The organism is Nonomuraea sp. NEAU-A123, assembly GCF_018603905.1.
Taxonomy (GTDB): domain Bacteria; phylum Actinomycetota; class Actinomycetes; order Streptosporangiales; family Streptosporangiaceae; genus Nonomuraea.
In genome coordinates this window covers 74,063-89,897 of the sequence record NZ_JAHFZZ010000034.1, presented here as the reverse complement: position 1 = coordinate 89,897, position 15,835 = coordinate 74,063, and the positions used below count along the sequence as shown (strand labels likewise).

At 65.9% G+C, this 15,835-nt stretch carries 19 protein-coding genes; 14 read left to right on the top strand and 5 right to left on the bottom strand.

Annotated features, from left to right (window positions below; translation table 11 throughout):
* Positions 1 to 23: 23 nt before the first annotated feature.
* The 7 genes from KLK06_RS61075 to KLK06_RS54030 all read left to right on the top strand — a co-directional run bounded on the left by KLK06_RS61075 (position 24) and on the right by KLK06_RS54030 (position 5,999).
* Positions 24 to 557: a J domain-containing protein gene (locus KLK06_RS61075; protein ID WP_308168917.1), complete on the top strand. Its 534-nt coding sequence runs from the start codon at positions 24 to 26 to the stop codon at positions 555 to 557.
* An 82-nt stretch (positions 558 to 639) separates the two neighbouring features.
* The gene (locus tag KLK06_RS54055) at positions 640 to 1,614 is read left to right on the top strand and encodes a hypothetical protein (RefSeq protein WP_214643693.1); all 975 of its coding nucleotides are present in this window, start codon (positions 640 to 642) and stop codon (positions 1,612 to 1,614) included.
* A gap of 1,446 nt (positions 1,615 to 3,060) precedes the next feature.
* Entirely contained in the window at positions 3,061 to 3,714 is a 654-nt protein-coding gene (locus KLK06_RS54050) for a hypothetical protein (protein ID WP_214643692.1), read from the top strand.
* Positions 3,715 to 3,802: 88 nt separating this feature from the next.
* The gene (locus KLK06_RS54045) at positions 3,803 to 4,489 is read left to right on the top strand and encodes a hypothetical protein (RefSeq protein ID WP_214643691.1); all 687 of its coding nucleotides are present in this window, start codon (positions 3,803 to 3,805) and stop codon (positions 4,487 to 4,489) included.
* A 284-nt stretch (positions 4,490 to 4,773) separates the two neighbouring features.
* Positions 4,774 to 5,406, top strand: coding sequence for a TFIIB-type zinc ribbon-containing protein (locus KLK06_RS54040; RefSeq protein ID WP_214643690.1), 633 nt, complete (start codon positions 4,774 to 4,776; stop codon positions 5,404 to 5,406).
* Between the two features lie 122 nt (positions 5,407 to 5,528).
* Positions 5,529 to 5,762: a hypothetical protein gene (locus KLK06_RS54035; protein WP_214643689.1), complete on the top strand. Its 234-nt coding sequence runs from the start codon at positions 5,529 to 5,531 to the stop codon at positions 5,760 to 5,762.
* Positions 5,763 to 5,786: 24 nt separating this feature from the next.
* Positions 5,787 to 5,999 carry a helix-turn-helix domain-containing protein gene (locus KLK06_RS54030; RefSeq protein WP_214643688.1) on the top strand — a complete coding sequence of 71 codons (213 nt, stop codon included), beginning with the start codon at positions 5,787 to 5,789 and terminating at the stop codon, positions 5,997 to 5,999.
* Positions 6,000 to 6,019: 20 nt separating this feature from the next.
* Here the strand turns inward: KLK06_RS54030 and KLK06_RS54025 are convergent, their stop codons facing one another.
* Entirely contained in the window at positions 6,020 to 6,397 is a 378-nt protein-coding gene (locus KLK06_RS54025) for a hypothetical protein (RefSeq protein WP_214643687.1), read from the bottom strand.
* On the bottom strand, positions 6,394 to 6,921 hold the full coding sequence (locus tag KLK06_RS54020) for a DUF6232 family protein (RefSeq protein WP_214643686.1): 528 nt from the start codon (positions 6,919 to 6,921) through the stop codon (positions 6,394 to 6,396). Before KLK06_RS54020 ends, KLK06_RS54025 begins: the two co-directional genes overlap by 4 nt.
* Before the next feature lie 452 nt (positions 6,922 to 7,373).
* Here KLK06_RS54020 and KLK06_RS54015 point away from each other — a divergent pair, with 452 nt between their 5' ends.
* Positions 7,374 to 7,577, top strand: a complete 204-nt coding sequence (locus tag KLK06_RS54015) for a hypothetical protein (protein ID WP_214643685.1) — start codon at positions 7,374 to 7,376, stop codon at positions 7,575 to 7,577.
* 73 nt (positions 7,578 to 7,650) lie between these two features.
* A complete protein-coding gene (locus KLK06_RS54010) occupies positions 7,651 to 8,619 on the top strand; it encodes a tyrosine-type recombinase/integrase (RefSeq protein ID WP_214643684.1) in 969 nt (322 codons plus the stop codon).
* Positions 8,620 to 8,629: 10 nt separating this feature from the next.
* On the opposite strand, the gene KLK06_RS54005 is transcribed toward KLK06_RS54010, so the two are convergent.
* Together KLK06_RS54005 and KLK06_RS54000 are read right to left on the bottom strand one after the other, a co-directional pair.
* Positions 8,630 to 9,073 carry a hypothetical protein gene (locus KLK06_RS54005; RefSeq protein WP_214643683.1) on the bottom strand — a complete coding sequence of 148 codons (444 nt, stop codon included), beginning with the start codon at positions 9,071 to 9,073 and terminating at the stop codon, positions 8,630 to 8,632.
* Entirely contained in the window at positions 9,070 to 9,645 is a 576-nt protein-coding gene (locus KLK06_RS54000; protein WP_214643682.1) for a hypothetical protein, read from the bottom strand. Before KLK06_RS54000 ends, KLK06_RS54005 begins: the two co-directional genes overlap by 4 nt.
* Before the next feature lie 1,056 nt (positions 9,646 to 10,701).
* Here KLK06_RS54000 and KLK06_RS53995 point away from each other — a divergent pair.
* The 3 genes from KLK06_RS53995 to KLK06_RS53985 are packed head-to-tail and all read left to right on the top strand — an operon-like array spanning position 10,702 to position 13,527.
* Entirely contained in the window at positions 10,702 to 11,760 is a 1,059-nt protein-coding gene (locus tag KLK06_RS53995; RefSeq protein WP_214643681.1) for a hypothetical protein, read from the top strand.
* Positions 11,757 to 12,407, top strand: a complete 651-nt coding sequence (locus KLK06_RS53990) for a ParB/RepB/Spo0J family partition protein (protein WP_214643680.1) — start codon at positions 11,757 to 11,759, stop codon at positions 12,405 to 12,407. The genes KLK06_RS53995 and KLK06_RS53990 overlap by 4 nt, the downstream gene beginning before the upstream one ends.
* Before the next feature lie 34 nt (positions 12,408 to 12,441).
* Positions 12,442 to 13,527 carry a GNAT family N-acetyltransferase gene (locus KLK06_RS53985; protein ID WP_214643679.1) on the top strand — a complete coding sequence of 362 codons (1,086 nt, stop codon included), beginning with the start codon at positions 12,442 to 12,444 and terminating at the stop codon, positions 13,525 to 13,527.
* Here KLK06_RS53985 and KLK06_RS53980 read toward each other — a convergent pair.
* Positions 13,524 to 13,907, bottom strand: coding sequence for an ASCH domain-containing protein (locus tag KLK06_RS53980; RefSeq protein ID WP_250907494.1), 384 nt, complete (start codon positions 13,905 to 13,907; stop codon positions 13,524 to 13,526). The two genes, KLK06_RS53985 and KLK06_RS53980, sit on opposite strands and share 4 nt — an antisense overlap.
* Positions 13,908 to 13,946: 39 nt before the next feature.
* On the opposite strand from KLK06_RS53980, the gene KLK06_RS53975 reads away from it, so the two are divergent.
* Positions 13,947 to 14,432 (top strand): hypothetical protein, encoded by a 486-nt coding sequence (locus tag KLK06_RS53975; RefSeq protein WP_214643677.1) that lies wholly within the window; start codon positions 13,947 to 13,949, stop codon positions 14,430 to 14,432.
* Positions 14,429 to 15,715: a PBSX family phage terminase large subunit gene (locus tag KLK06_RS53970; protein ID WP_214643676.1), complete on the top strand. Its 1,287-nt coding sequence runs from the start codon at positions 14,429 to 14,431 to the stop codon at positions 15,713 to 15,715. The genes KLK06_RS53975 and KLK06_RS53970 overlap by 4 nt, the downstream gene beginning before the upstream one ends.
* The last annotated feature ends 120 nt before the right edge of the window (positions 15,716 to 15,835 follow it).

Sequence of the window (15,835 nt, the reverse complement as noted above, 5' to 3'; positions counted from 1 at the left end):
CGATCGGGACACGGAGGGGCCGAGTGCTGTCTCCTTCTGACCTCAAGGCGTGTCAGGGCAGCAAGGGCAAACTGCCCTGCGGGAAGCAAGTCCGGTGGACCCGCTCAGAGAGCGGTGCCCAGCTCGCTGTGGATCCCGCCCCGCACCCGGATGGCAACACCGCCGTGTGGAGGGACGTCCACAGGGTGCTCCGGTCCCGCCGCATCACCGAGGACGAGCCGATCGCCCCGTGGGAGAAGCGGATGACACCGCATGCCGCCACCTGCACGGGGAAGCTGCGCGTCGAGGTCCCGCCCCCGCCGCCACCCCGGCCGCCGCGCAGACCCGAACCACCGACCGGGCATCTGTACGACCTGCTCGGCGTCGCCGGCACTGCGAGCAGGGACGACATCACGAGGGCGTACCGCAGGCTGGCCCGCCAGCTCCACCCCGACGTCAACCCAGACCCGGCGGTGAGGACGAGGTTCCAGGAGATCGGAGAGGCGTACCACGTCCTGTCCGACTCCGGCCGGCGGCAAGCCTACGACCTGACGGGGCGACCTCCACGAGCTGGATGACCGTTAATTGCGGTACCGCTATCGTTGCGGGACGCCTCTGCCCTCGGTGGCTCCCTTGGAAAACCAGCACGTAAGGGGCCTGATGGGTTACAAGTTGGCCGACGAGGTGGCGATCAACGCGCCGAAGGCGACCCCGCCGAGAGACCTTCTCGCGCTGATCGCCATCGCGCGCAGGATCAACGACCACACCCGCACCGGCTGGCTGACCCGCGAGGAGATCGCCCACTGGGCGAGGATCGACGTGCGGTCGGTCAAGGCGATGCGGGAACGGTTGGTCGAGGCCGGGCTGCTTGTCGTGCTTGAGTCCGGGGGCGGCCGCCGGAAGGCGACCGTGTTTTACATCCCTCCGATGCCTGGGTACCTGCCCGGGCAGCCGCCGCGTCCCCTCGATCTGGAGCTCGAAGCGGGGCCGGACTTCCCCGATTCGGGGCCGCACGGATCCAGGGAGGGTCAGAAAGGGGGAAGTCCAGACTTCCCCGTTTCCCCTGTGGATGACGCTGTGGATGACCGGGAGACCGGTGGAAAAGGGGGAAGTCCAGGCTTCCCCGTTTCGGGGGCGGAAAGGGGGAAGTCTGGACCGCAAAAGGGGAAGTTTGGGACCAAAAGGGGGAAGTCTGGACTTCCCCCCAATCCTCTCTCCACTCCTCACTCTCAATCCTCTTCATCTCCGTACGGGGTCGAGGAGGAACCGAGCCGACCGGCCGCCGCCCACCAACCGGAAGAAGACGACAAGATCAGCAAGGAGGACAACACCCCGGCGGCCAGCCGCGCCGCACGGGTCATCACCAAGCGGATCGGATGCCCCCTCGACGAGGCCGAGCGCGTCGCCCAGGTCATCGCCCGCGAGAACCGCATCCGAAAGCCGCTCCACATCTACGTCGCAGGCATCCCAGCGGCAGACCTGCGCACCTGGCGCGAGACGACTCGCGACCAGGAGGCCCAGCAGCAGGCGAAGGTGGTGCGCACCACGCGCACCGCCGGCCGGTGTGACCTGCACTGGTCGTCGCTGCCCTGCATCGGATGCGCGGCCGACGCCAAGGCCATGCCCGACGCGTGAGGAGCTGGTTGGCGGATAGAGCGACACCTCGCAAGGCCGCCACCAGCACATACACCGCAGGCGCCCACGAGGCGGACCGCCAGAACCACGCGAAACAGGCCGAAAGGTCGCCAGAATGAGTCGGAAACCCATCAGAACGAGGCCGAGCTACCTCCTCGTCGCTGATGGGTTTTCGCATGCTCCCAGACGCATCAAAACGCATCTGACGCACCACAGGTGATGTGACACACCCCTTGGAACGCGCTGAGTTCAACACTGAGCGACGATCATCGCTTGGTCGGTACAGGGAAGCACCCCCATGGATGTGAGTCGCTCAGCGTCGATCTGAGAGCGTTCCAGTAAGATCGAGATCAGAAAAATGCGAGCCGAGGGTGGGCGACTGGTCGCAGGTCGGCAAAAGAGCCAGATGTGTGCCAATGCAGACGATCAGCCTCACTGACGATTTGTCGAACGCGCATTCGCTTCGCCTCCTGGCCAGCCCTCGTTTCGTGATCTAACAGTTATAAATCTGCCGGAAAATTGTTACCAGAAGCCGCCCCCGTCAAAGTCATTACCGCCCTACTGTTTGTCATGTGCAGATACGAACGAGCGAACGGATTGCGTGGCTGACCTGCGGGTCACTCGCGACGGTCCTAGTAGCGCTCATGCTGACGGGAGGGCATGTGACCACGGCAACGCTGGTCGCCGCCGAACCTGTCACCACAGTGACCGTGAGCGGTCCGCCTGGACCGCCCGGTCCGCCCGGACCCCAGGGCGAGACCGGCCCCCAGGGCAACCCCGGTCCGTCCGGACCGCCCGGACCCCAGGGAAGCCCCGGACCCACCGCCACCGTTACCGCCGTCCCGGTCCCCGGACCGAAGGGCGACAAAGGCGACGCGGGACCGCAGGGCGACCCCGGACCAACCGGACCCCAGGGCGAGCAGGGCGAAACGGGCAAGCCTGGATCTCAGGGCGAGCCCGGACCGTCCGGCCCCAAGGGCGACCCCGGACCGACCGGACCGCAGGGCGACCCCGGACCCACCGGGAGCGCCGGACCGACCGGTCTCGCTGGTACCGGCGACCCCGGACCGACCGGAGCCGCAGGGCCCGCCGGACGGGACGGGAGCGCCGGACCGTCCGGCAAGCCTGGATCGCCCAGACTCAAGGGCGACCAGGGCGAGCCCGGTATGGCCGACACGGCGGAACCGGGCAAGCTCAACGCGGCGAACACGGCAAGCGGCGACCCCGTGACCGTGTGGACCGCATGGGCCGCTGCTCTGCTGGCAGTCGGAGCCGTAGCGCTCGGACTGCTGATCAGGTGGCGACGCCGCAGACGCGATAGGGCCAGCGAATCTGCTGGTCAGCCTGTTAACAGCGGTAGCGCTATCGAAGACACGCAGCAGCTCTAACCAACCCCGCCCGCCCGGACCGTCCGGGCGGGCGCCCCACACCACGAAAGGCAACACCATGATCAGCATCAACCCCGCCGAGATCTTCGACGCCATTGAGCGCGTGACCGTCGCCCACAAGGCCACGTTCTCCCGGCAGGGCGTCTCCCGCCCGACCGGCTTTACCGTGATCGGTCTGGCCGCTACCGGCCGCCTTGACGAGCTTGCCGCCGCGAGCACCGAGGGCAGCACCGCCGACCGGATCATGACCGGTGATGAGCTGAAGGACCTTCCCGCCGAGTGCATCGCGACGCGTGGCACTGGCAAGAGCGCGGTCAAGTTCAGCACCTACGCCCTGATCGGCATGCACGTTGCCGCTCAGGTCGGCTTCGGCAAGGCGACGCTCACCGAGCTTGGCAAGGTGCCCGGCACCAGCGCCAGCAAGGTTCAGAACTTCCTGGCGGAGCTTCCCGAGATGGAGGAGCACCGCAAGGAAGTCGACGCCCGCCGCAAGGCGCAGGCCAAGCGCACCGCCGACGTGGCCGCCGTCCGCCTGGTGTGGAAGTTCGCCGAGAAGTTCAAGGCCGACCACACGCCGGACACCTATGACGAGGTCATGGCGGACCGTGACCTGGCTTGGGCGAAGGTCAGCGAGATCATCGCTGCCCTCACCAAGGAGGCCGACGCCAAGACGGACGCGGAGACCGCCGACGAGGCCAAGACCGACGCCTAGCAGCACCGGGCGGCCCGTGACGCCACCACGGGCCGCCCGCCCTTCCCCGCCCCACCCCAACACCACGACGCCACAGGAGGCCCTAGCCATGATCCGCCGAGAGCAAGCCGAAGTAGCCCGCGATCACGCGCTCAACGCGCACCGGTCGCTCACAGCCCACGTGTCCACGTGCCGCAAGTGCACCGACGACGGTATCCCGTGTGAGCTGGGCGGAATGCTCCAGCGTGGCGCGGGCAAGATCTCTCGGGAGGCTGCCGACGCCCTAGCCGCCTACCTCCCGCGCGGCACCGAGGTCGCCTATCAGGGCGACCGCAGGGAATACCGGGGACAGGTGTTCACCGTCATCGGATTGTCGTCCCGGTGCCCGTGGAGCGGCTACGTGCTCATTGCTCACAAGGTCCGCCCGTTCTTCGCGACGCTGCCGAGCGTGCAGCTGAGCAGCCGGGAAGTTCGGCAGCGTGAGCAGCTCAACGCCGTCAAGCGCGCGGTAGAGCAGTGCTGCGCCGTGCTGGCACAGCATCGCGTCGCGGTCGATGTGAAGGCGGAGCGCAACGACCTTGGCACCGTGCTTGTCACCTGGAGTAGCGCCGAGTTCATCGGAGCCGAAGGCCGCGCCGAGAGGGAGAGCGCCACGCAGGTCGGGCAGTACATCGCCGCAGCGCTCTACCTCTTGCAGGCGCTACGCGCACACACGTTGCGTAAGGAGTGGCACGAGGTAGCACGCGACGTGCACAGCGCGGGCAAGCTTGCCGAACGCGCGAAGGTTCGCGTCTAGCGCGACGCGCGACCAGCGCCGAACCGCACCGCGCGGTTCGGCGCTTTCGCATGCCCCCGGGGGTCCAAAATCGCGCCCGGCCGGGGCTGCATTCGGCTTGGTGCCTGCGGAAAGAATTTGATCTTGTAGCCTTGTGGGCGTTTCGTCTCGGGGTCGGGGGTGCCGTGTCTGGTCTTGCTTCTGGGGTGTCGGTGGTTCGGGGCGCGTGTGTGGGGCCGTGTAATGGCAGGTCGCGGCGCGCGTGGACTGCTTTTGAGCGGGCGCGTGATGAGCATGCGGATCTGGTGGACGAGTGGGTGCGTGCGGGGGAGGCGGGGGAGTCGCCTGTCGAGCCGGAGGTTCCGGCGGTGCGGTGGCGGCCGGGGGAGCCGCTGGTGTGCGGAACGTGCTGCGGGACGGTCCGGGCGTGGCTGTTGGAGATGGACGCGTTCGCTGCGCAGCTCGCTCGGGAGGCGGATGGGTTCCGGCCGCCGTCGAAGTGGTCGCGGGTGTCAGGGTCGAGACCGAAGCCGGATGTTGCTCGGATCGGGGAGCTGCTGGAGAAGCTGACGGGCGGGCTGCTCGACTTCGAGGATCGGGCGCGGGTGTGGCTACGGGCGGGGTCGCGTCCGAGCGGGGTCCGGTCGGCGGTTGCTCGGTCGAGGGCGGTGGGCTGGCTGACGGAGTCGGGTCGTCTGGAGAGTGTCCTGGTTCGCGAGGACCTGGTGGGGCTGGTGGACTTCGCTCGGTCGTGGCGGCAGGCGTTGGAGCGGTTGGCGGGGGATGAGCCGCCTGCGTGGACGCCAGCGCGGTGCCGGTGCGGGGAGCGGCGGTTCAACTGGGATGTGAAGGCGGGCTTCTACGTGTGCTCCTCGTGTGGGACGCACGTTTCGGAACGGGAGGCGTCGGCGCGGGTGGAGGAGGAGGCGGGGCGCTAATTGCGGTGCCGCAGTTGGCTTGCGTCTGGCGGGTGGAGTGTGTAACACTTCCGGGCGACGGAGAGACGTGTGCCCTCGGATCGATCATGGTTCGGGGGCTTTCCGCTGTTCGGGGGGTGTTGGTGTCCCCTGCGACGGCGAAGACTGCTGCAGTCCGGCTGGGCCGGGAGGCGGTGACGATCCGTCAGTGGGCGCGCCGGTATGGCGTGCGGGTGCTGGGCCGGGCCGGGCGCGAAGTCGTGTACGACTTCGCCGACTTGGCGACGATCGAGGGCTGCATCTGGCGGGGCGAAGAGGTGCCCGAGACGCCGGAGGACCGGGATGCGCTGCGGGCTCGGCTGGCGGCGGCTGCGTGAAGTGAACAGACAGGGGTGGCTGTGATGGTTCGGAAGTATCAGCGGGTGTCAGGCGCGGAGCGCGAGGAGTTGAAGGCGGAGCTGAAGCGCCGGTACCTGGACGGTGAGTCGATCCGGGCGCTGTCGATCTCGACGGGCCGCTCGTACGGCTTCGTCCACCGACTGCTGGAGGAGGCGGGAGCGCCGCTGCGGCCGCGGGGCGGTAACCAGGGGCCGGCCCGCGTGGCCGCAGGGTAGTCAAGTAGCGCTGTCTCATCTCATCTGTGAGCAACTGATTCCACGACGTAGACGATTATTGCCACTGCGAGCAACAGGGCAGCGGCAATGGCGAATATCCACCAACTCCACGAGGCGGTGAGCAGGTTGATCAAGGCGCTCACCACGGCCGACAATATGGCACCGATGGAGGCGGCTAGAGCTCTGCTGCTGATCCTTCGCGGAGTCATCGACGGCTGTTCTGCGTCGTCTGTTGTCGAAGGCGCTGGTGGCGACGAGCGCTTACCGCTCACGGTCTTGCCGCCTGCCACGTTGTCACCGCTGCCGCTGTGCTTCGCGATGCCGATGTTCCCGTTCCCGCGCTGCTGGACGCTGTACGTGTCATTGGTCGTTTGCTTGCTTTTGCGTTGTCGAGTCATCCGCCCGCCACGTTGTCACCGCTGCCCCTGTGCTTCGCGATGCCGATGTTCCCGTCCCCCTCCTGGTAGATACGGTTCTGGTCGCCTATATGAACTGCATGGTTGACCTGTTGGAACAGCTGTGCCGCGTCGGGTTGGCCTACCGCCTGGGTGACCTTGAAGATCAGTTGGTCGATTTCTGCCTTGTCTGTGCCCCACACGGCATCGTGCTGGACGCCGGCAGTTGCGATGACGAGCCCGTACAGCGGCGGCGTTTGGAGCGCCGAAACAAGCTGCCAAGTCAGCAGCGCGAGTATGGCGATTAGCGCGAAGGTCCATATGCCTCCCCAGATGCTGATCATAATTGCGCCCAGGAATAGACTGATCAGAGTGCGCACGAAGAATTTCTTCCACGCAGCTCCCTCCCTTGGTACCAGTTTGCGCTGGCCAACACGAGTGATACCGCGTAGTGGGTAGGCTTCACTGCCGATCCGCAGGACCCCTCCGCTTGCTTCGACCTGGACCGCAGCGTAGTTGAGTGCCACGTTTTCTCCCCTCCGATGACACAAGGAAAAATCTACGCAATATCCGGAAGATATGCCATAGCTATTACTGGCTAACTAACTATATGAAGGCCAATTTGTCGCCGATGGTTCGATTTGAGGCTTTTGTGATGAAGCTGACTTTGGTGGGTAGAGTATTTGATCTGTTTCCTTGATCTTCTGCGCGGCAATTGGACTTATCGGATATATGATCAGCTAATGCCGTTCGTTGCTGGGTTAGTAGAGATTGGTGGGGCTGCTGATATCAGTCAGTCGGCGATGGGGCATGTGGTCTGAAGCGCATCTGTTCATTGCAGCGTGTCGTGTTGGCGGCTGTGGCTGGATCGCTACCAGGGCCTGACCAAGATCGCTGACATAGGAACATAATTACCGTTATGTTCCGCTCTCCGTGTTACGCTCAAAGAAGATCACCTATCCGCGAAGGAAGATCACGTATGAGCGTGCGATCGTTTCCGCTGACCCTGCGCGTCACCGTGACCGGAGCGACACCGGATGAGATCAGAGAGGCCGCCGTGACGCAGGCCCTCTCGTTCTTCGGGTCGAGCACCGAACTGGACGTCATCAGCGCCGAAGCTGAGCCGGACGGGGAGCACCACAACCGCTACCAGGCGACCGTCGTCTTTCGTAAGGTCGGCTGATGAGCCCTGCCCGCGAGAGCATCGGGGATGCCGTCGGTGGGCAACCGCCGCAATTCGGCGTCGGTGACGATCAATGACCGCTGAGCTGATCGTCGCCCAGGGCGAAGAGGTCGCGCTTCCGCTCGACCTGCCGCCGCTTATCCTCGACCTGACTCGGGCGTGGCTGTGGTCGTACGACTCGCCGAACACGCGCGAAGCGTACGAGCGGAACATCCGGCGATGGTTTCAGTTCTGCGCGGAGACCGGCCTGGACCCGCTGGAGGCGCGCAAGCCGCACGGCGACGTGTTCTCTCGCTGGTTTCAGGAGACGGCCCGCCGGCCGCCGAAGCCGAAGACGGTCGCTCAGGTGCTGTCGTCGGTGTCGTCCTGGTACGAGTACCTGCACGAGACCGAAGCTCTCGACGCCAATCGTTTCAAGAAGACGCGGCGGCCGAAGATCCCGCGCAAGCACACCGAGACGGTCGCGCTCACCAAGTCGGAGGCGCAGGACCTGCTCCGTGCCGCCGACTTCGACCACGGCCGGGAACGGCTGCGTACCTCGGCGCTGCTCCGGCTGCTGCTGCAGACCGGCGTCCGCATCTCCGAGGCGGTGAACGCGCAGATCGGCGACCTCGGGTTCGCCCGCGGGTATCGGACGCTGCGCATCACGGTCAAGGGCGGCGACACGATCACCCGGCGACTGCCGGTGGAGACGACGCACGCGTTGGACGCCTACCTCGCTGAGCGGGCACGCTGCGAAGGGGTCGAGCTGCAGGATTTGAAGGGCCCGCTGTTCGCGACCTCGACGGGCCGAACGTGGGACCGGTCGAAGGCGTTCGAGCTGGTACGGCGAATCGCCAAGCAGGCGGGCATCACGTCGAAGGTATCGCCACACTCCCTGCGACACACCTACGCCTCGGTGGCCGAGGAGGCCGGCGTCACGATGCGGCAGATCCAGCTCGACCTTAACCACGCTGACGTGTCCACGACGGAGATCTATCTGCACAGTCGGGACCGGCTGGAGAAGGACGCCTCCCAGATCGTCGCGTCCGCCATTGAGTGACCGAACCCGTCTACACGAGAGGCGGGGCGCCAGGCTCAGCCGCTGGCGGCACAGTTGTCGGCTGAGCATTGGCGTGAGCCTTCTGAACGGCTTGGATGTCAACGGCGATCGTCTCGCGGAGCACGAAAATTTTCACGAGCACCAGCAGGCTGGGCCCCATGAACGCCCCCGCGAGCCACGGCTGGTCGTTGACGCCGAGTACGACCGCGCCAACGAGCATGCCGACGGCCAGGACGAGACCTGTGATCAGGCCCGTCATCTGAAGACGGTGGTTGCGAAGATCCTTTTTCTCCTGCGCCTCGGCAGTTAGCTCGGCCATACGATACTCGTGCTCACGTGCGAGCTGCGGATTGAGCGCCTTCAACGCAGCTGATAGATGCTCGGGTGGGAGCTCCGCCCATCGCATGGCGATCTCCAGCCCAGTGAAGGGCCGCTGCTCCTGGTCGGGGATCATTCGGCAGCTCCCCCGCCTCCGTGTAGTAGGGGCGTCCGCTCGGTGTGGAGGTGATCGGGTGGTGGGCCAAGCCGCCGGAACAGGGCGTCAAGTCCATCAGCGACGGCTCCGGCCGCCTGGACGGTGTCCTCGTTAGTGCTGACGTCCATCAAGTTGACGTTGGCGGTAGCGTCACGTTCCTTCGCTGCGTCGCGTGGCGCCGTCGCTTCCCAGTTGAGCCGCGCGAACGCTTCCTGTAGCGCAGGGTGCTGGCTCCCCAGGTAAGCCGCGGCTATTGCGATCATACTAAGTTGGTGCTGACGACTGTGTAGAAGCGCGTACTTCTCAAACATGTCAGCCAGTGCTTTTCTACGATATTCAGGCATAGGCAATCCCTGATGTTGATCGGGATTGCCACTGTGCTCGGTGAGCTGGAGCCACTGAACGAGGGCATCGCGCCGGAGAGGTATCCTCTCCTCGCGCTCGAGCCGTCTTCTGATTCGTCGAGCCACGTGCTCACGCACTATAGAGACGGTGAGACCCGTAGACATCGCCAGGGCAGCTCCAAAGCCGAGAAGGTCGGCTGCACCCATATGGCCACCCCTTCTGTGAGGCCGTTACCTATCAGACTACCGAAGGGCTCTTGCTTCGGCTGGATGATTCCATTCTCTGCACTCAGGTGCGGCGGCATGGACCAATTCCAGGTGGACCGCACAATGGCTATCGAGCACTACCGGCTCGTGCGCGTCTGGTGATCCGGTCAGTGAATCCTCGCATTCGTCACATCCTTGGACTTTCGGAACGCTGATCACGCAGGATTCGCGCGTATCAGAGCAATGCTGACGGGTGATCGCTAGCTTCCGAAGGTCCATTGGATGGGTCCCCAATGACGATCTTGTTAGCCTCTATCTGAGGCGTTTTTGCAGGTCACCGACATGACGACAAAACACAGTCCGACGCACGGCTCGGCAGCCAACGGACGCCACGGACGCATTTTCCAGTCCCTGTGGCTTGCGTGGCACCTTCCATTTGGGAACCTATGCCGAATGGCTCTAGATCGGGAATTTTTTTAAAAAATGTGCTGGGGTGTGAGACGGCCGCAACTGTGCTGACGACAGCCACCACGCCGAACAGCACCTGATGCCACTCAGGAGCGTCGCCGAAGTTCGAGGCGATGCTGCACTGCATCGACAATCCGGTCAGCGCTAGGAGGCGGCGATCGGGACGCGGCCTTTGGCCGCCCTGACGCTATGCTCGCCCTCCCATGTTTCCAGCGTACGTTTCTGGCGGCGGGCTTGCAGTGCTTATGAGCTAGGAATCGCTGCTCGGGCGGAGCGCCCTCCGGTCGTAGCCGAACCAGCCCGTGTACAGCCTGAGCGGTGTCGCACTCCAGGAGATTAGGCACTCCCATCCCAGCAGTCCGGCATGCCAGCACTCCAGCCGGGCCGTGTGCCACTCGCCGTCGTCGCACGCCGGCCCTCGTCCAGGGTGGCGGGTCTCAGCATCGAGCGCGGCTCCTGGTGCCACAACGAGCAGATGCCGGGTCCCACGATCATCAGCCCATTATCGAACGTCTATGCGCATGCGTACAGGACGTTCCCTTCCGGCGACGACCAGATTTCCCCTCTCACCCCTCGGAGGTCACTGCCGTGCGCTGGCACACCGTCAACTACAAGGCAGAGGACAACAGCCGATCACTCGTCGATCGCGGGTGGTGGCTGTCGGACCTACCCCGCCTCATGCTCATCTGCCGCATGCGCGGACACCGGCCGGTCGTGGACGGGTATGGCCCGCGCGAGCCCGGCCTGCACGCGACGCGCTGGATTGTCTGCGACCGGTGCGGAGTCCGGCCTAGCCCGCAGGGATCGCTCGACCCGGAGAAGTACCAGGTAGGCGACTCATACACCGGGCCGTGGATCCCACTCACGCGGGTACTGGCGGCCGACGCGTGGATGGCCATGCTCGGGCTGCGCACCGTGCCCGTCCACGAGGACGACCAGGGGAAGCCCGGCCCGTGGCCGGAGAGCCCGCGGGGCGGTCTCGGCGGGCAGGTCGTCGTCGGCCATCGAGCTCTGTCCGGCTTCTCGATCGGGTTCGAGGTGGGCAACTTCGGTAGCGATCACATGCTGGAAGCGCACCTGCGGCTCGGCCACCTGCTGGCCATCTACGTGCACACCGAGGGTTTCGGCCAGTGGGTGCAGCGCCGATTCAACCCGACCGGGTACGAGTCGCGGGAGTTCCGACTGGCCATCGGGGACTGGCAATACCGGTGGGCGATCTGGGGCCGCTGCGGGTACTGGTCCAGCACCGCCCCGTGGTGGCAGCAGGGCTACTTCAGCTTCGACCTGATGGAGAGGCTGTTCGGTCCCAAGCAGTACAGCTACGAGCCGGTCGGCGACGAACAGATTGGCATCGTACGGATGCCCGAGGGCGACCAGCACGAGGTACGGCTGCGTCTCCACCGGGAACGACTCGGCCGGCCGCGGCTGAGGTGGCGTGACCGCCTGACCTGGTCCGTGCATTGGACAGCCACACCCGGCATCCCGTACCGAGAGGGCCGCTCCATCGACTCCTGGCACGTGCGCGTGGACGACGAGGTGGTCCAGAAGGGCGCGTGGCGGACCGCCGCGCTGATCGCGCTCGGCGAGAAGATGTCGCAGATGCGGACCCGGAACGGCTATCGGCCGCGAGCCCAGGAAGACGGGTGAGGTCGTCCTTGCCCGGCATCCTGTCCCAGATCTATCGCATGGTTCCGGTCGGCGACCTCGAACCCCACCCTGACAACCCGCACCAGAGCGACGTGGACGTGATCGCCGAGTCGATCGAGAAGAACGGCTTCTACGGCACGATCCTGGTCCAGCAGTCGCGGATGCGGATCATCGCCGGTGAGCACCGCTGGCGCGGTGCAAAGGTCAAGGGCCTGGGCCAGGTGCCCGCCCTGATTCTCGACGTGGACGATGACGCCGCGCTGCGCATCCTTCTCGCCGACAACCGCACCGCAGAGATCGGCGGGTACGACGACCAAGCCCTTGCCGAGCTGCTGCGCGGTCTGGGAGATCTCGACGGTACCGGCTGGACGGAGCAGGACCTCGATGACCTGGCCGAAGCGATCGCAGCTGACAACGCCGCGGTGACCCTCGCCCCTGAGGACTCCCCGGCAACGGGCGGCGGCCGCGCAGATCAGGCCGGCACCGGGGCTCGCGCCGAGGAGGAGTTACCCGAACCGGGCGACGCCGAGACTCACGCGCGGCCCTCGGTGTGGGGCGCCGTCGTCACCTGTGACAGCGAAGCGCAGCAGGTGCAGCTCCTCAACCAGCTCGCGGGTCAGGGCTGGAACGTCCGCGCCCTGATGTAACCCCGCCGCCCGCTACCCCTTGGAAGGTTGTGCTGTGCGAGCCGAGATCACTGTATCGGCACCGGTCCACAAGACCGCCCGAGTGCTGCAGCTCCAGGGCCTGTTCGACGTGCCCGTAGAGGAGCGGCTGAGCAACTCCTGGGCCATGGACCTGCCGATCGAGGACCGGCCGTGGAGCGTCGGAATGATCGTCGGCCCCTCGGGAGCTGGCAAGACGACCATCGCGCGGCACCTGTGGCCCGACCACATCGTCAGCCCGCACACCTGGTCAGATGACCGGTCGCTGGTGGACGACTTCCCGGTCGAAATGTCCATCAAGGACATCGTGGCGCTGCTCGGCGCGGTCGGCCTGTCCTCGCCGCCGGCGTGGCTGCGGCCATACCGCACCCTGTCCAACGGGGAGGGGTTCCGCGCGTCGATCGCGCGGGCCCTGGCCGAGTCCGGCGACCTGGTCGTCATCGACGAGTTCACTTCGGTCGTGGACCGCCAGGTCGCCCGAGTCGCCAGCCACACCATCCAGAAGACCGTGCGGCGTGGTGGCCGTCAGTTTGTTGCGGTGACCTGCCATTACGACGTGCTGGAGTGGCTGCAGCCGGACTGGGTGCTGGACGTGTCCACGGGCTCGTTCGAGTGGAGGTCGGTTCAACCCCGGCCAGCGCTCCAGCTCGAAATCCGGCCGGTCGATGGGCAGCTCTGGTCCGTCTTCGCACGTCATCACTATTTGAGTACGGAGCTCCACCGGTCCAGCAAGAAGTTCGCCGCGTTCATTGACGGCGAGCCGGTCGCATTCCTGGCATACCGCCACTTCCAGCACCCCGCGACGCGCAACCTCAAAATGGAGCACAGGCTCGTGGTCTTGCCCGATTATCAGGGGCTCGGCATCGGGAGCCGCTTCTCCGAGTGGATGGGGCAGCGGCTGTACGAGGACGGGTTCCGCTACCGGTCGGTGTCCAGCCATCCGGCACTGATCGCCTACCGGAGCGCGTCGCCGCGGTGGCGGATGATCCAGGGTCAGAAGAAGCTCGGCACCCGCTCCAAGCACCAATGGATGCACGCGCAGACGCTCGACCCGCGCCGTCTCGGCACCGTGTCGTTCGAGTACGTGGCGCCGCGAGCTTAGGCGACGAACGCCTGCTCCCACCCGGCCGGAGCTGGCCGTAGACCGAGCGCTTCAACGGCGGGCATCGGCTCGACGGCTGGTCGGGCACCCGTGACCAGCCAGTGAAAGCCGCCGGGCACTGCCCACGGCGACGCACTGTCCTGGCGGATCTCGACGAGGTTCACCGACCCGAGGATCACGCCGCGCAGCAGCGGCCCGTCCAGGGCGACCCCCAGCTCCTCCATGAGCTCGAAGCCATCGGCGTCGCTCTTGAGGCCCGCGTGGATGAGGAGCCTGCCCCGATACGGCGTGACCCAGCTCCGGTTCTCCACGTCCTTGATGCCCGCGACGAGCAATGCCGCCCATGGCTGCCGTGGCTGCCGGACGGTCAGCATCCGCATCTGCACCCAAGAAAGCGTAATAGATCAGGAGTTCCCCTCATGGTCGTCAGCAAGGCCCGCCAGGTCGAGATCTCCCAGCGTCGCTACCAGGCCGTGCAGATGAGGATCGCCGGAGTGTCGCCTACGGTCATCGCCGACCGGCTGGGCTACTCGGGCGCGGCCTCCGTCAGCAAGGACATCGACCGGGCGCTGCAGAAGGCCGCCAAGCAGGAGCAGATGGCCAGCGAGCAGCTTCTCAAGCTGGAGATCGACCGGCTTGACCGCGTCATGGCGTCGTTGTGGCCGAAGGTCTTGAAGGGCGAGGTCAATGCCGCCGAGACCGCGCTGAAGTGCATCAACAGGCGGGCGAGCCTGCTGGGCCTGGACCTGATCAACCGTAACGGTGTCGCGGACGGCGACATGGCGTCGCTGCTGGGCAACCTGCTGATCCAGATCCAGCAGCGGCACGCCCTTCCCGACCCTGACACGGACAGCATCCTCGAGGCCGAGGTGATCGGCGAGATCGAGTCGGGGGACGATCTGTGAGTACGCCGGCGCCGACGCCGCTGGACCTGTCTCCCAAGCAGTTGAGGTCGATCGGCGAGTCCACGGCGCGCCTGAACATCTGGTCGGGCGCGATCCGCTCGGGCAAGACGATCGCTTCGCTGCTGCGGTGGGTCATGTACGTCGCCAACGCGCCTCGTGGCGGTTCGCTGGTGATCGTCGGCAAAACGAGCGACACGATCGCCAGAAACGTCTTTGACGTGCTCCAGGACCCCGCCATCACCGGGCCGATCGCGCGGCGGATCATCTACACGAGAGGTGCGCCGACCGCCAACATCCTCGGGCGACGCGTTGAGATCATCTCGTCGAACGACGCCCGATCGGAGAACAGGTTGAGGGGCATGACGTGCGCCGGGGCGTATGTCGATGAGATCACGCTGATTGAGCGCGAGTTTTGGGACCAACTCCTGGCCCGGCTCAGCGTCAAGAACGCCAAGCTGTTCGGCACCACGAACCCCGACGCGCCTAACCACTGGCTAAAGCGGCAGTTCCTCGACCGGAAGTACGAGCTTGACCTGCGGCATTGGCATTTCAGGTTGGACGACAACACCGCGTTGGACCCGGCGTACGTCAAGGCGCTCAAGGCGGAGTACACCGGGTTGTGGTTCAAGAGGTTCATCTTGGGCCAGTGGGTCATGGCCGAGGGTGCGATTTACGACATGTTCGACCCGGACCGGCACGTCGTTGATGTGTTGCCGCCCATGGAGCGGTGGCTGGCCCTGGGCGTGGACTATGGCACGGTCAATCCTTTCGACGCCATCCTCATCGGCGTGTCCACCCCGGATGACGCCGGCCAGCGGCGCATCTACCTCGCCAGCGAGTTCCGGTGGGACTCCCGAGCTCAGCGGCGGCAGCTCACCGACGCCGAGTACAGCCAGAAGCTCGGGACGTGGCTGGACAACCTGCCCGATACCTACGGCCCCGGCACCCAGGGGGTGCGGCCGCAGTGGGTGGTGGTGGACCCGTCCGCCGCGAGCTTCATTACGCAACTCCAGCGCGACGGCTTCACCCCGACGATGGGTGACAACTCCGTCAACGACGGCATCCGCACCGTCAGCAATCTGCTCGGCGCTGACCACTTGAGGGTGCACCGCTCGGTGTCGGGGTTCCTCGACGAGGTCGGCAGCTACGCGTGGGACGACAAGCGGGCTGAGAAGGGCGATGACGTTCCGGTGAAACTGGACGACCACGCGTTGGACGCCGCCCGGTACGGGCTGCACACCACGCAAGCAGCCTGGCTGCCGATGCTGCAGCCGGTCTACTGACCCCATGATCGCGCACCCCCGTTCTGTGGCGGACTGAGGGGTGCGCCGCTCCGCGCGTCCACCCGCGTGCGTCGAGCACGTGACGCGGCCCTGGCCTCGCAGTTGAGGGGCTTGCGCGGC

Excerpts from the sequence above, each read along its gene's own strand:
- KLK06_RS54055 (WP_214643693.1), top strand. The coding sequence starts at position 640 with ATGGGTTACAAGTTGGCCGACGAGGTGGCGATCAACGCGCCGAAGGCG.
- KLK06_RS54050 (WP_214643692.1), top strand. The coding sequence starts at position 3,061 with ATGATCAGCATCAACCCCGCCGAGATCTTCGACGCCATTGAGCGCGTG.
- KLK06_RS54045 (WP_214643691.1), top strand. The coding sequence starts at position 3,803 with ATGATCCGCCGAGAGCAAGCCGAAGTAGCCCGCGATCACGCGCTCAAC.
- KLK06_RS54030 (WP_214643688.1), top strand. The coding sequence starts at position 5,787 with ATGGTTCGGAAGTATCAGCGGGTGTCAGGCGCGGAGCGCGAGGAGTTG.
- KLK06_RS54025 (WP_214643687.1), bottom strand. The coding sequence starts at position 6,397 with ATGACTCGACAACGCAAAAGCAAGCAAACGACCAATGACACGTACAGC.
- KLK06_RS54015 (WP_214643685.1), top strand. The coding sequence starts at position 7,374 with ATGAGCGTGCGATCGTTTCCGCTGACCCTGCGCGTCACCGTGACCGGA.
- KLK06_RS54010 (WP_214643684.1), top strand. The coding sequence starts at position 7,651 with ATGACCGCTGAGCTGATCGTCGCCCAGGGCGAAGAGGTCGCGCTTCCG.
- KLK06_RS54005 (WP_214643683.1), bottom strand. The coding sequence starts at position 9,073 with ATGATCCCCGACCAGGAGCAGCGGCCCTTCACTGGGCTGGAGATCGCC.
- KLK06_RS54000 (WP_214643682.1), bottom strand. The coding sequence starts at position 9,645 with ATGGGTGCAGCCGACCTTCTCGGCTTTGGAGCTGCCCTGGCGATGTCT.
- KLK06_RS53980 (WP_250907494.1), bottom strand. The coding sequence starts at position 13,907 with ATGCGGATGCTGACCGTCCGGCAGCCACGGCAGCCATGGGCGGCATTG.
- KLK06_RS53975 (WP_214643677.1), top strand. The coding sequence starts at position 13,947 with ATGGTCGTCAGCAAGGCCCGCCAGGTCGAGATCTCCCAGCGTCGCTAC.